This window comes from Pontibacter lucknowensis, assembly GCF_900156415.1.
Classification (GTDB): domain Bacteria; phylum Bacteroidota; class Bacteroidia; order Cytophagales; family Hymenobacteraceae; genus Pontibacter; species Pontibacter lucknowensis.
In genome coordinates, this window is sequence record NZ_FTNM01000002.1 from 176,940 (window position 1) to 190,309 (window position 13,370).

Annotated in this window: 16 protein-coding genes and 1 tRNA gene; 11 read left to right on the plus strand and 6 right to left on the minus strand. The window is 51.1% G+C overall.

Annotated elements, in window-relative coordinates:
* Window positions 1–44: 44 nt before the first annotated feature.
* The 3 genes from BW972_RS06935 to BW972_RS20025 all read left to right on the plus strand — a co-directional run bounded on the left by BW972_RS06935 (window position 45) and on the right by BW972_RS20025 (window position 1,902).
* Entirely contained in the window at window positions 45–563 is a 519-nt protein-coding gene (locus BW972_RS06935; protein WP_076421612.1) for a DUF488 domain-containing protein, read from the plus strand.
* Window positions 564–634: 71 nt separating this feature from the next.
* Window positions 635–841 carry a hypothetical protein gene (locus BW972_RS06940; RefSeq protein ID WP_076421613.1) on the plus strand — a complete coding sequence of 69 codons (207 nt, stop codon included), beginning with the start codon at window positions 635–637 and terminating at the stop codon, window positions 839–841.
* Window positions 842–936: 95 nt separating this feature from the next.
* Window positions 937–1,902, plus strand: coding sequence for a DUF5996 family protein (locus tag BW972_RS20025; RefSeq protein WP_234986318.1), 966 nt, complete (start codon window positions 937–939; stop codon window positions 1,900–1,902).
* A gap of 171 nt (window positions 1,903–2,073) precedes the next feature.
* Here BW972_RS20025 and BW972_RS06950 read toward each other — a convergent pair.
* A tRNA-Glu gene (locus BW972_RS06950) sits at window positions 2,074–2,145 on the minus strand.
* 183 nt (window positions 2,146–2,328) lie between these two features.
* On the opposite strand from BW972_RS06950, the gene gap reads away from it, so the two are divergent.
* The 4 genes from gap (at window position 2,329) to BW972_RS06970 (ending at window position 5,724) form a co-directional block, all read left to right on the plus strand.
* Entirely contained in the window at window positions 2,329–3,321 is a 993-nt protein-coding gene (gene gap / locus BW972_RS06955) for a type I glyceraldehyde-3-phosphate dehydrogenase (RefSeq protein ID WP_076421614.1), read from the plus strand.
* A gap of 185 nt (window positions 3,322–3,506) precedes the next feature.
* On the plus strand, window positions 3,507–4,352 hold the full coding sequence (locus tag BW972_RS06960; protein WP_076421615.1) for a universal stress protein: 846 nt from the start codon (window positions 3,507–3,509) through the stop codon (window positions 4,350–4,352).
* Between the two features lie 122 nt (window positions 4,353–4,474).
* Entirely contained in the window at window positions 4,475–5,356 is an 882-nt protein-coding gene (locus tag BW972_RS06965; RefSeq protein ID WP_076421616.1) for a diacylglycerol/lipid kinase family protein, read from the plus strand.
* A 20-nt stretch (window positions 5,357–5,376) separates the two neighbouring features.
* On the plus strand, window positions 5,377–5,724 hold the full coding sequence (locus BW972_RS06970) for a translation initiation factor (RefSeq protein WP_007656517.1): 348 nt from the start codon (window positions 5,377–5,379) through the stop codon (window positions 5,722–5,724).
* A gap of 144 nt (window positions 5,725–5,868) precedes the next feature.
* Here BW972_RS06970 and BW972_RS06975 read toward each other — a convergent pair whose 3' ends face one another.
* The 5 genes from BW972_RS06975 to BW972_RS06995 form a co-directional block, all read right to left on the minus strand.
* On the minus strand, window positions 5,869–6,294 hold the full coding sequence (locus BW972_RS06975; protein ID WP_007656516.1) for a hypothetical protein: 426 nt from the start codon (window positions 6,292–6,294) through the stop codon (window positions 5,869–5,871).
* A gap of 175 nt (window positions 6,295–6,469) precedes the next feature.
* Complete coding sequence (gene kdsB, locus BW972_RS06980; RefSeq protein ID WP_076421617.1) at window positions 6,470–7,207, minus strand: 3-deoxy-manno-octulosonate cytidylyltransferase; 738 nt, start codon at window positions 7,205–7,207, stop codon at window positions 6,470–6,472.
* Between the two features lie 104 nt (window positions 7,208–7,311).
* On the minus strand, window positions 7,312–7,656 hold the full coding sequence (locus tag BW972_RS06985; protein ID WP_076421618.1) for a hypothetical protein: 345 nt from the start codon (window positions 7,654–7,656) through the stop codon (window positions 7,312–7,314).
* Between the two features lie 44 nt (window positions 7,657–7,700).
* Window positions 7,701–8,039, minus strand: coding sequence for a hypothetical protein (locus BW972_RS06990; protein ID WP_007656512.1), 339 nt, complete (start codon window positions 8,037–8,039; stop codon window positions 7,701–7,703).
* 95 nt (window positions 8,040–8,134) lie between these two features.
* Complete coding sequence (locus BW972_RS06995) at window positions 8,135–9,487, minus strand: NfeD family protein (RefSeq protein WP_076421619.1); 1,353 nt, start codon at window positions 9,485–9,487, stop codon at window positions 8,135–8,137.
* Window positions 9,488–9,571: 84 nt separating this feature from the next.
* On the opposite strand from BW972_RS06995, the gene BW972_RS07000 reads away from it, so the two are divergent.
* From BW972_RS07000 to BW972_RS07015, 4 genes are all read left to right on the plus strand, one after another.
* Window positions 9,572–10,342: a DUF4905 domain-containing protein gene (locus BW972_RS07000; RefSeq protein WP_076421620.1), complete on the plus strand. Its 771-nt coding sequence runs from the start codon at window positions 9,572–9,574 to the stop codon at window positions 10,340–10,342.
* A 23-nt stretch (window positions 10,343–10,365) separates the two neighbouring features.
* Window positions 10,366–11,349, plus strand: a complete 984-nt coding sequence (locus BW972_RS07005) for a septal ring lytic transglycosylase RlpA family protein (RefSeq protein ID WP_234986319.1) — start codon at window positions 10,366–10,368, stop codon at window positions 11,347–11,349.
* Between the two features lie 110 nt (window positions 11,350–11,459).
* Entirely contained in the window at window positions 11,460–12,236 is a 777-nt protein-coding gene (locus BW972_RS07010) for a TIGR02757 family protein (RefSeq protein ID WP_007656504.1), read from the plus strand.
* Between the two features lie 71 nt (window positions 12,237–12,307).
* Window positions 12,308–13,357: a serine hydrolase domain-containing protein gene (locus BW972_RS07015; RefSeq protein ID WP_076421621.1), complete on the plus strand. Its 1,050-nt coding sequence runs from the start codon at window positions 12,308–12,310 to the stop codon at window positions 13,355–13,357.
* The last annotated feature ends 13 nt before the right edge of the window (window positions 13,358–13,370 follow it).

The window sequence follows — 13,370 nt, forward strand, 5'->3', positions numbered from 1 at the left end:
CTTTTTTTCTAATCCCTGGAAAGAGCATCGCACAATTTTTATCTATGTCAGTAACAAACAGGACTATCTGGACCTTCGGCCACTCCACCAGAAGCCCGGATGAATTTGTGGCGGCGCTGAAATCGTTTCAGATAGAGGTGCTGGTAGACGTGCGCAGATACCCCGGTTCGAGAAAATACCCTCATTTCAATGTATCCGCACTGGAGACCTTCCTGCCTGAGGCCGGAATCAGGTATATGCCCGCGCAGGATTTGGGTGGTCGCAGAAAACCTAGACCCGATTCACCTAACACAGTCTGGAAAAGCGAATCGTTTCGCGGCTATGCCGATTATAGTGAGACGGAGGAATTCGAAGAAGCCATCGCGGCAATGACGGAAGTGGCTGCCCGAAAAAAGACGGCTTACATGTGTTCGGAAGCTGTGTGGTGGCGTTGTCACCGCGCCATCATCTCAGACTATCTCAAAGAAAGAGGCTGGACAGTGCTGCACATCATGGATGAAGGGATTGTCAAAGAACATCCTTATACCTCCGCCTACCTCGAAACACACCCCGACAAGGAATAGCAGCCAAAGGCCGGCTGTCAGGTTTTTGAGAAATTGGCATCTGGCCTATAAGAACATCTAACCCCAGACAAATGCCCAACATTATTGCCACTGCCGAAGCCGAAAATACAGGTGAAGCCTACACAACTGATGTAACCCGGGAAGGGTGGGAGATTGGGCGGATCAGAGCAAGGGTAAACCTGGTAAAAAACATTGATAAAGCCTCGGGCAGTAATACGTTTTACTGCAATCTGTCTTTCAGTGAAAAGCTGAAGCAGAGCAATGCGAAAATTGCATAAAATAGCCAAAGCTTGCCCGCTACACCGACTCCTGAACAAGCCAAGCGACATCATCACGCTTCTGAAATAAAAAAGCCATTAGAATATAATTGACTATGAAAACTACCTGGCCAGAACTCTCCTATGCGGAGGCTCACAAAACATACGAAACGATACACCTCTGGACACAGATCGTGGGGAAGATCAGGCTGGTCAAAACACCCTGGATCAATCATTCCTGGCACGTCACACTCTATGTAACTCCGAGCGGACTTACCACCTCAGATATTGTGGCCGGGGATAAACATTTTCAGCTAGACTTTGATTTTATAAACCATCAACTGCAGCTAAAAACCAGTACAGGAGATACCAGCAGCATTGACCTGAAAAAGCTATCGGTGGCAGGGTGCTATAAGCAGGTACTGGATGCCCTGCGGGAAGCAGGTATACAGGCAGACATTTACCCTGTACCGAATGAACTGGAAGACCCCATTCCCTTTCATAAAGATGAAACGCATGCCACCTACAAGCCGGAACACGCAGTGGCTTTGCACCAGGCATTCCTTCGGGTGCACGATATTTTTACCCGGTTCAGGGCAGAATTCAGCGGCAAGAGCAGCCCCGTGCATTTCTTCTGGGGCAGTTTTGATCTGGCGGTGTCACGCTTTTCCGGTCGTGACGCACCCCGGCACCCCGGGGGCGTACCTAATCTACCCGATTGGATAGCGCAGGAAGCTTATTCCAAAGAGGTTTGTAGCTGTGGCTTTTGGCCCGGAAGCGAGGCATATCCAACTGCTGCATTCTACAGCTACATTTATCCGGAACCGGAAGGGTATAAAGATGCCCGCATAAAACCCGCTCAGGCCTATTACCATCCGGAGTTAAGGGAGTTTATTCTGCCTTATGATGCAGTTCAGGAGGCTGATGATCCGGATTCTGTGCTGCTGGACTTCCTGCGCAGCACCTACGAGGCGGCAGCTGACCTGGCACGGTGGGATCGAAAAGCACTGGAACAGGAGAACTTCGACAACCAAAGGAAAGCAAATCGCAGTGCCTACAAGCAGGTGGATAAAGATGCATAGAGAAACATCTGGAAAACGGTGCCCGCAAGGCCACCTGGATTGGTGAAAGTGATGGACAATACCTAGGACCTTTCCCCAAGGGCTTAGCAAAGTATAAAACCTTTTCTGCTACGCTGGAAATGAAAAAGCCGCTTAATTTGAGAATTAAGCGGCTTTTTAAGCTTTACTATGTAGTCCGTAGGGGAATCGAACCCCTGTTGCCAGAATGAAAATCTGGAGTCCTAACCCCTAGACGAACGGACCATTCTGTCGTATTGTGGTGCAAAGATAAGGCAAAGCACTTACAAGGCAAATATTTTTTTGAGTTTTCAACCATATTTTACGTAAATCGTTAGGAGTCAGGCAGGAAAAAATATATTGGTTTTCCTTATCCGTAATCGTAACTTCGCACCATCAAATTTTAAAAACAAATCAATCCCAAATACCATGTCTAAAATTAAAGTTGCAATTAACGGTTTTGGCCGTATCGGCAGACTTACTTTTAAGGCCCTTCTGGAGAAGGACAATGTAGAGGTAGTAGCGATCAACGACCTGACCAACACCAAAACATTGGCTCACCTGCTGAAGTATGATTCAGTACACGGCCGTTTTAATGGTACAGTAGAAGCCACTGACAACGGTATTATCGTAAACGGCAGAGAGATTCAAATCACTGCGGAGCGTGAGCCTAAAAACCTGCCGTGGGGCAAGCTAGGCGTTGATGTTGTGCTGGAGTCTACTGGTCGTTTCGTTGACGAGCAGGGCGCTGGTGGTCACCTGGAAGCTGGTGCCCGCAAAGTAGTTATCTCTGCTCCTGCCAAAGGCAACATCCCAACTGTGGTACTGGGTGTGAACGAAGACATTCTGACTGGCGACGAGCGCATCGTTTCCAACGCTTCTTGTACTACTAACTGCCTTGCGCCAATGGCGAAAGTACTTGACGATACGTTCGGTATTGAGAAAGGCTATATCACCACTGTACACGCTTACACTGCTGACCAGAACCTGCAGGATGCCCCACACAGCGACCTGCGCCGTGCCCGTGCTGCTGCTTACTCTATCGTGCCTACTTCTACAGGTGCTGCCAAGGCCGTTGGTCTTGTATTGCCGCACCTGAAAGGTAAACTGGATGGCGTGGCGATGCGCGTGCCTATTCCGGACGGCTCTTTGACTGACTTAACTGTAGTGCTGAAGAAGCCAGCTACGAAAGAGGAAATCAACGCTGCTATGAAGAAGGCTGCTGAAGGTGAAATGAAAGGTATCCTGGAGTACACAGAGGATCCGATTGTTTCTATCGACATCGTAGGCAACACACACTCTTGCATCTTCGACGCAGAGATGACATCAGCTAACGAAACACTGGTGAAAGTGGTAGGCTGGTACGACAACGAGGCAGGCTACTCTAACAGAGCTGCTGACCTGATCACAAAGCTTGGCTAATCACCTGGTTTATACCTCATTCCTGCAAAAGCCCGCCATCCTGGTGGGCTTTTGTGTTTTAGTGGCGTTTATAAAAGAAAAACACTATATTTCATCAGGAATGACATTTGTCATAGTACAGGCGTATACAGGCCTGTATTTTTACATCTGAAATAGAACATAGCATTATAAAACCGCACAAAATTATGAGAAGAATACTTGTACCAACCGACTTTTCCGACCAGGCCCGCAACGCCTTCGAAGTAGCTGTTGCCATTGCCCGCCAGACAGGTGCTGCCATCAAACTGCTGCATGTGGTCGAAATGCCTTATTCCTACTCTTTCAGTGCAACCGGTGACCTGGTAGGCGGAAACGGTATGGAGCAGGTATACATGATGAAGCTGCTTGAGAACACCAAGTACCGCATGGCCGAACTGGAGCGCTCTGTGGAGCACGATGGGGTGGAAGTGGTGCAGGAAGTAGACGCTGATAACGTGATCCGTAAGATCCGCCGCGTGATCAACGATGACAAGGTGGACCTGGTGGTGATGGGCTCGAAAGGCGCCAGCGGCATGGATGAATTCCTGATCGGATCCAATACCGAGAAAGTGGTGCGTACTGCCGAGTGCCCGGTTCTGACTGTGAAAGGACCGATCCCGAACCTGCAGATCCGAAACATTGTGCTGCCTTCTGATTTCAAGCGTGAGATCGGAACGGCTGTAGAGAAGTTCAAGTATTTCCAGCAGATGTTTGGCGCAAAACTGCACCTGGTTTACATTAACACACCGGGAGCTTTTGAGTCGAGCAGCAACCTGCGTGCACGCATGCAGAAGGCCGCCGAGCGCTACGGACTGCAGAACTTCACGATCAATGTCTACAACGACACGATCGAGGAGGACGGCATTCTGCACTTTGCGGAGGAGATAGGTGCTGATTTGGTAATGATGGCAACTCACGGCCGTACCGGTCTGTCGCACCTGCTGAGCGGCAGCATCGCTGAAGACTTGGTGAACCATTCCGACATACCTGTGCTTACTTTCCATCTGAAGTAAGAAACCCATAGCTGCATTACAGAAAGCCCGGCATCTGCCGGGCTTTTTTATTCTCCGAAGGAATGGGTTAATTTGCGTAGAATTAACCCAGATAGCAGCGTCTTTGGCCTGTACGTCCGTATATGAGCAAACGTCCCCATTTCCGTTTCATCATCAACCCCAAGTCCGGCCCCAGCAGCAAGGTAGATGTAGCCGCCCGTATTAAGCTTTACCTGGACCACGAAAAGTTTGACCACGACATTGTGTACACGGACTATGCCGGACATGCACCGGAACTGGCCAGGCAGGCGGCAGAGCAGGGCTGTGAGGTGGTGGTAGCTGTTGGGGGCGACGGTACAGTGAACGAGGTGGCGCAGGGAATCCTGCATACTGAAACGGCCTTAGGCATTATCCCCAGGGGCTCCGGCAACGGACTGGCCCGTCACCTGCAGGTACCCTTGACTGTTGATGCCGCTATCCGCTACCTGAACCATGGGCATCGTTCAAAGATAGACAGTGGAACCATAAACGGGCGGCCATTTTTCACAACCGCAGGTATAGGCTTTGATGCGTACATTAGTTCGGTGTTTGCAGGGAGTAAGAAGCGCGGCCTTCGGACTTATGTGGAACTGATCCTGAAAGAAATGCGCAACTACCGCCATCTTCCTGTGAAGGCCGTTATTAATGGCAAGACCATCGAAACGGAGTTGTTTGTAATGGCCTTTGCAAATGCAGCACAGTATGGCAACAATGCCTATATTGCCCCCATGGCTGATATACGGGATGGCATGCTGGACGTGTGCCTAGTGCGTAAACTGGATATGTTTAAGGCCCTGCAATTGAGCTATGCCATGCTGGCCAACAAGCCGGCGAGTGCAGACAGTGCCGAGTACTTTAAGACAGAGGGCGTCACGGTGCAGACTGACCACGAAATGATGCACCATGCCGATGGGGAGTATCTGGGAAAAGCCAAAGAGTTTGAGGTACGCATGGTGCCGCAGTCACTGCACGTGGTGGCACGCTAAGGTATAGAAAGAACAAGATTATGAGCGACAAGAATAAAAAAGGCAGACAAGGTGTAGTATACTCTACCAGTTCTGATTTCAGTTACCAATACGAGCAGGAGCACGAAGCCGAGACGCTTCCGCCACAACAGCAGAACCTGAAAGTGATGCTGGATAAGAAAGCCCGTGGAGGCAAGCAGGTAACGCTTGTAGCAGGCTTTGTGGGAACGGAAGACGATTTGAAAGAGCTGGGCAAACTGTTAAAAAGTAAATGTGGCGTGGGCGGTTCTGCCAAAGACGGAGAGATCCTGATCCAGGGCGATTTCCGTGACAAAGTGCTGCAGGTACTACAAGCCGCAGGCTATAAGGCAAAGAAGGCGGGAGGGTGATTGGAGTTGGGGAATTTAGGAGTTAAGAAGTTGAGGAGGTAGTATACTTGTAGGGACAGGTCGTTACCTGTCCGAATCGTGCAACAAACAATCAGCAATTAACAATTCTGCCCACTTTAAATCCGACTTTAAGCCTTCTAACTCCTAAACTTTCAAACTCTTCAACTTGCTCACCGGCCCCTGCAGGTGGTAAAAGTTGGCTGACTTCTGCACGAACAGACGACCGGCCAGGGCGGGAGCTTTTGGTGGCCGGGGTTTGTATACCTGCACGGCTCCCTTTTCTTTACCAGGTATACGTTCGTAGCCAATCTCCTCAAGTTTCTGATCGAGCGCTTTGGGAGAGATGTTCTTCACCGGTATTCTGATTTCCGTGCGCCTGTACCACACCAGCAAGGCAATTGTGAACAGCAGCGAGAAGATGGCTGAGTTCACCAGGATCTCATTTATCGCCCCGGTAGCGTCTTCCCCGAACCTGCCGGATATTCCAAACCAGGCCCCAGTCAGCAAAGCATACATCCCGAAAAAGTATAGACTCAGCTTCACAAATCGCTGCAAGGTGTAGTTTTTCATGAGTGAGATTGTGTAGTAACTAGGGTTGGATGATTACTGATTTTGTTGCTATGTTGTTTAAATAAGGGTATGTAATTCAGTGGTTTGTGTATATTTATATTAATTTATAGATTAAGTAATAATTTGCCTGAATGTAGCATCTTTGGCACCCCATCAGTTAATCATTTTCCTGCAACTATTTACCGTTCCTTACTACCTTCTCCAGATCCTCTGGGGTATCGATGCCGATGGTTTCAAACTCCGTGATTGCGGTGGTAATGCGGAATCCGTTTTCGAGCCAGCGCAGCTGCTCCAGTGACTCGGCCAATTCAAGGCTGGAAGGAGGCAGCTGCGTGATCTGCTCCAGTATGTCGGTGCGGTAGCCATAAATGCCGATGTGCTTGTAGTAGGTATGCTGTTTGTGCCAGATATCATTTGGTACGTTTCGGCAATAGGGAATAGGCTGCCGGCTGAAGTACAGAGCTTCCCCATGGCCGTTTATGACTACCTTTGGCGCATTGACATTAAAGAGCTCCTCCGGGGTGTTGATCTTCTTGACGAGGGTAGCCAGCTGCGTTTGCGGATTATTGAAACAGGTGGCCAGCAATTCGATCTGCTCAGGCTTAATGAAAGGTTCGTCGCCCTGGATATTGATTACATACTCAAACGGCTGGTCGTGTAACTGATAGGCTTCGAAGCAGCGATCGGTGCCGCTCTGGTGGTGGGCAGCTGTCAGTACGGCCTTGCCTCCGAAGCTGTGCACGTGATCTAAAATGCGCTGATCGTCAGTGGCTATGATCACATCAGTTAAACCAGATGATGAAGCCTGTTCATATACCCGCTGTATCATGCTTTTGCCATTAATGTCGACAAGTGGCTTTCCGGGAAAACGGGTGGAGGCGTAGCGGGCAGGTATAATGCCGAGTATTTCCATAGGGCAGACGGTTATCTTTGGCCAGCCGTGCAGTGGCAGGCCCCGGCAAGTTACGCAACAGACAGGAGTAATGCAGCAGACCGCTGCAAAAAGCAATTTGCCTGTTAAGGTCTTTTTTTGACAGAGATGACACGGATGGCATCCATGGCCCTGCTTTGGGTGGAGAGGCCGCAACGAATATCCAACTGGCGGCCCAACTTCTCAAACTCGATCAGGACGGGCGTTTCACCCTCCACTTTGAATGCCTCATCAATATCCCTTTCGTTCTCGGGCTTGTACCTGTTGCCGTTGATGAGCACTTCAAAACCACAACCGTCCACCATATACTCACCCGACCAGATCAGCATGGCCTCTTTGGTATCTGCTTCGGTATTTGGGGTATGCTGGCAGGAAATAAGTAAAAGGGAAGATAGGCTGATGAATAGGGTAAGCTGTAGAAACAGTTTCATATAGGAACAGGATATGTGAGCTTATACAGGTGCTAGAGCCTGATTTATATTTTCTTAATTGAAAGGATACGGATAAACTCCTTTTTAGTGGCTGTAGGAAGCATGCCGCACTGAAAGTCCCGCTGGCCCAGCTGCACAAATTTCACCTCTACAGGTATAGGATCATATGATTTGAAGGAATCGTCGATATCGACTTCATTTGCCGGCTTGAAGCGTTTCTCACCTATTTGTACATGGAATCTACAGCCATCCACGGCATAATCGCCTGACCAGGTGATGGCGGCAACTTCTTCCAGCACTTCCAGGTCCTCGTCCTTGTCGCAGGAGAAGGCAGATATTGTAAATGCTGCCAATAGGAGGGCGTAGCGCAAGATGCTTTTCATGTAATTATGGTTTGGTTTACTGGCATGACCCCGAAATACCCTCCAGCGTTGCAAAGGCGGTAAAAAAATGCTCAAACGCCTTAATTCCCCGATCCCTAAACTTTCTTCACCCGGAGCGCGAAGGTACTCTGGTCGATCACCTGCACGGAGTCACCTTTTTCGATGAAGCCGTCGCGGGCCTGGGCGTCATACACGTTATCGTCTATCATCACACGTCCGCTCGGGGCCATGCGGGTATAGGCAACACCTGTTTTGCCAATCAGGTGCTCAACTGAGTTGCTGGAGCGGTAGCCCTCCTTGCTGGCGAAGGTATTGGCAAGGGTGACTCGCTGCAGGGCGCGGCTGCCCAGTACGCGGTTCCAGGTCAGTATGACGATGATCACCGCACTGATCATACCCAGCAGCACTGATACCAGGCTTTCCATCAGGCGCTCAGACGACACGAAGGTAAAGTCAAAGGCCTGGTTGTTGACCATGATCAGGAGCAGCGACAGGAACACCAGTGTGATGCCACTTATGCCTGTCACACCAAAACCGGGCACTACAAAGACTTCCAGCGCAATGAGCACCAGCCCCACGATGAACAGTAAGATCTCCCAATGCTCAGCCAGTCCGTTGAGGTAGAAAGGTGTCAGGTAGAGCACACCGGCCACAATAGCGGCCATAAGCGGGAAGCCCACACCCGGCGTCTGTAGCTCAAACCACAGTCCGCCAATGATGATCAGGATCAGAATACCGCTGATGACCGGGTTGAGGAAAAAGGAAATGACCTTATTGGTGGTGCTGAGTTCGTAACGGACAATCTCGGCATCCTGCAGATTAAGCTTTTGCAGCACCTCGTCGATGTTGTTGGCCTGTCCTTCACAGAACCCGTGATGTATGGCTTCGGATGTGGTGAGTGTAAGCACCTGGTCGGCAGACAAGGTGCTGTCTACGGCGGCGTCAACCATGGCTTCGGCCAGTCTGGGATTGCGTCCGTTTGCCTCGGCAGTGGAGCGCATGATGGAGCGCATGTAGCTCTGGTACTTGCCTGGTGCGGCCTGCCCGTCGGCACCTACCACCGTAGCCGCCCCGATATTGGCACCAGGTGCCATGTAAATGCTGTCGCAGGCAATGGAGATAAGTGCCCCGGCTGAGGCAGCGTTTTTATCGATGAAAACATAGATCGGTTTGGGATACTCGAGCAGCCGTAGTCGGATGGCGTCAGCATCGTTTACGGCACCGCCATAGGTGTTTAGCTTCAGCAGCACATGGTCGGCCTCCACACGTGTAGCCTCGTCGAGCGCCAGCTGGGTATAGCGGTTGGTGCGCGGATCAATCTCGGATGTGATCTCCATGATGAACACCTTCTGTCGCTGCTGCTCCTGTGCCAGGGCGGCCGTGAAAGAAAAGAGAAGGGCCAGCAGGAGGAGAGACGGCCATTGCCATATTTTTGCGTTAGATTTCATACATTTGAGCTTAATCGGAAATAAGGTACTAAAAAAATCCCGCTTATTCTTTCCCTACTTTTTAAATACGATTTTGAGGCGCCTGTGTGGCGTATTCGTCTGGATGCACCCAATGGCTGGCTGGCACTGGAGGTGCGCGACGCTGACCTGCTGCAGGCCCGCTTCTATACCCTGCACCTGCCCGATGCGCAGCTGCTCGAGTTAGAGCTTCACGACCTTAACACCTGGTGGCTGGGGCTGGAGGACGTGCACGGCCAGGTCGTATACCTGCACGGCTATGGCGACCGGAAACTGGGGCAGCACAAAGGTATACGGGCATTTGCGGCGGATACAGGTAAAGCACTTTGGCAGCAGCCGGAGCTGGCTTTTTACGGAGTAGAGGAGAGGGGCGTGCTGGCCTACAACATTACAGAAGCACCTGGGGAACTGCTTTTGCTGGAAAGCGGTTACGGTAAAACCGTGCAAAACGATATAGGCCAAAAAGAGGCGGCTGATCGGGTGCAGCGCTACCACGAACACCGCTTTGGTGCTGTGCAGTACCCGCACCTGTACCGGGAAGGCGAAGCTTACTTTGAGCAGGTGCGTGATTTTCTGGTGCAGGAGCTTGATTGTGAGCCTGTAAGCGCCCTGGAGTACGCCGAAACGGACACCTGCCTGGTCGTAAGTTACTACTGCAAGTCAGGCGAAAATAAGTTAGATAATTTTCTGGCTGTTTTTGATTTAAATGGTTTTTTGCACTTAAATGAGTTACTTGCAGGTGCAATTGATGGCGTAGGTTCAGATACTTTTTTTATCTTTATGCGCAATTTGTACTTCGTGCAAAACAAAACAACCTGGAAGGCATATTCTCTTTAAATTTTATAGTTCGACTTTTAGCTATGATCCGAATTTTACTTATCGCCCTTGTAGCAATGCCGTTGCTTCCTTTTTCGGCTTCAGCCTTCGACATGGTTGCCCTGCGCGACTCTGTAGGTGTGGAGCGTAAGAACGGAAAGGTATACGTGCAGCACCGTGTGGAGCCAAAAGAAACGCTTTACGCCCTTTCCAGAAAGTATGGCGTGTCTGTTGCCCAGATCGTTGATTCAAATCCATCTGTGGAGACGACCATCAACATTGGCCAGGTCGTGCTGATACCTCGCAAGTACGCCGCAGCGCCAGCCGCGATCCAGCAAACTGCCACTGCGGGCACAGCCAGCAACCGCACCTTTACGGTAAACAGCCGTGGCGAGAAGCTGCACCAGGTAGAGCCGCAGCAGACGCTGTACTCCATCTCCCGCATGCACGCCGTGAAAGTAGATGACATCAAGCGTTGGAATAACCTGCCTGATAATACGATCAGCGTTGGCGCTTTTCTGATCGTTGGCAAAGGTCAGCCGGTTCCTTCCAAGAACCCGATCTACGTGAGCGAGTCAGATGACGAGATTGCAAAAGATAGTGTGACGGAAACAGCCGTGGCTTCTACAGAGCCTGTAGCTGCCACTACGAACCCGGCCAACACGCATGTCGTGCTGACACCGCAGCCAGCTACGCCGGCACCGGCTACCAGCGTTTCGGATGACGACGAGGAGATGGTAGACTCTGTGTCTGGTGCCAAAAAGATCATCGAGACAGGTATGGCCGAAATGATCGATCCGAAGGCAGATACAAATAAATACCTGGCGCTGCACAAAACTGCTCCGGTAGGTACCATCATGCAGGTGAAAAATGCCATGAACGACCAGGTGGTTTACGTGCGTGTGATCGGTAAACTGCCAAACACAGGCGAGAACAACAACGTGGTAGTGCGTCTGTCGAAGAAGGCCTGCCAGAAGTTAGGCGCTATTGACCAGAAGTTCAGAGTAGAATTGTCTTACATGCCATAAGCAGGTATAGCGATAAAAGGAAAGCCCGGGCAGCCATGTCCGGGCTTTTTTATGGGCTGCCTGCTGCATATTCCTTAACTTGTAGGGCACCATATCTCGTACCATTGCACATGAAACAGGACATCGCCCAGATCAAATCCCTGCTCGACGACCGGGTAGCCCGCTACAACCAGCCTAGCTTCATACCGAACGACCCGGTGTCAATCCCGCACCGTTTTACCAAAAAGCAGGACATCGAGATCAGCGGCTTTTTTGCATCCATCCTGGCCTGGGGACAGCGCAAAACTATTATAAACAACTGCCTGAAGCTAATGGACCTGATGGATAATGCCCCGCATGACTTCATCCTGCAGCACCAGGAGCAGGACCTGCCGCGTTTTCTGGGCTTCAAGCACCGCACCTTCAACGACACCGACCTGCTCTACCTGATCCACTGGTTCAGGTGGTACTACGAGCAGCACGAGAGCCTGGAAACGGCTTTTACAGGAGAGCACAACGAGATCAGGACGCAGAAGGAGCGACTGGAGCATTTTCATGAACTGGTATTCAGTCTGGAGGATGCCCCGCACCGCACCCGCAAGCACATCTCGACCCCGGCCCGCAAGTCGGCCTGCAAGCGGCTGAATATGTATCTGCGCTGGATGGTACGACCCGACGACGGTGGCGTGGACTTCGGCATCTGGCACACCATGCAGCCAGCCGATCTGGTCTGCCCCTGCGATGTGCATGTGGAGCGGGTAGCCCGCCGGCTGGGCCTGATCACCCGCAAGGGTATGGACTGGCAGACGGCAGAGGAGCTGACTGACCATCTCCGGGCCTTTGACCCGCAGGACCCCGTGAAATACGACTACGCCCTGTTCGGGCTGGGAGTGGAGGAGAAGTTTTAAGGTATACACATTTTAGGTTACTTCATTCGCCTGGTGCTTTTCTTATGTTAAACAGGAGCGAGCCTATTTTAATGCGACAAATAACTGATGCCTTGGATGCGCACTTAGATGCTACCTATAGATCGGATGCACCTGGTGCCGCACTGATGGTGGCAGTAGGAGGAGAGGTGCTATATGAGCAAGGTATAGGTATAGCCGATCTGGTTACAGGCGAAGCTATCACCCCTGACACCACCTTCCGGCTGGCCTCTGTGAGCAAGCAGTTCACAGCGATGGCGATACAGCTGCTGGGGCAGGAGGAGCGTCTGGCTTATGAGGACGATTTGCAGCAGTATTTCCCAGAGTTTCCGGCAGGTATAGGAACGCTGGTAACATTACGCCATTTGCTCTGCCATACCTCCGGACTGCTGGATTATGAGGAGTTTGTGGAGGAGCAACCTGACTGGCAGATCAGCGACGAGGAAGTATTAGCCATAGCTGCCGCACAAACTAAGACCTACTTTCCACCCGGCACCTTATACAGGTATAGCAATACCGGTTACGTGCTGCTGGCGCTGGTGGTGGAGCGGGTGTCAGGTATAGCCTACGCGGATTTTCTGCAGCAGCGCATCTTTGAACCTTTAGGTATGGAAACCACGATGCTCTATCAAAAGGGCAGGGCTATACCTAAGCGGGCGATGGGTTATGCCCGAAACGAGAAAGGAGAAATCCTACAGGCTGACCAAGGCACCTGCACCGCTACCAAAGGCGACGGCTGTATCTATACCTCTGTGCGCGATTACCTGCGCTGGCACCAGGCGCTCAGCAAACAGCCCGGTATGGCACCTGCGCTGGGGCAGGTATACGCTCCTATTGGAGAGTATGAAAATGGCTTCTACGGGATGGGCTGGTTCTTTAGCAGACGCAGCTCAGGCGGCCTGGAAATGTATCACACCGGCAACACCAGCGGATTCAGCAATCTGGTTATCCGTATACCTGAAAATGACGCGCTAATCGCCTGTTTCTCCAATATGGCCGATAACTCCTATCTACTGACAGGTTTACTGGATGTGCTGGAGCAGTTTCCGCTGCTTCGCCTAGAGTCCAAACTGGTCAGAGATCTGCTTGCTTTAACGCGCTAGCCTATAGCTTGCA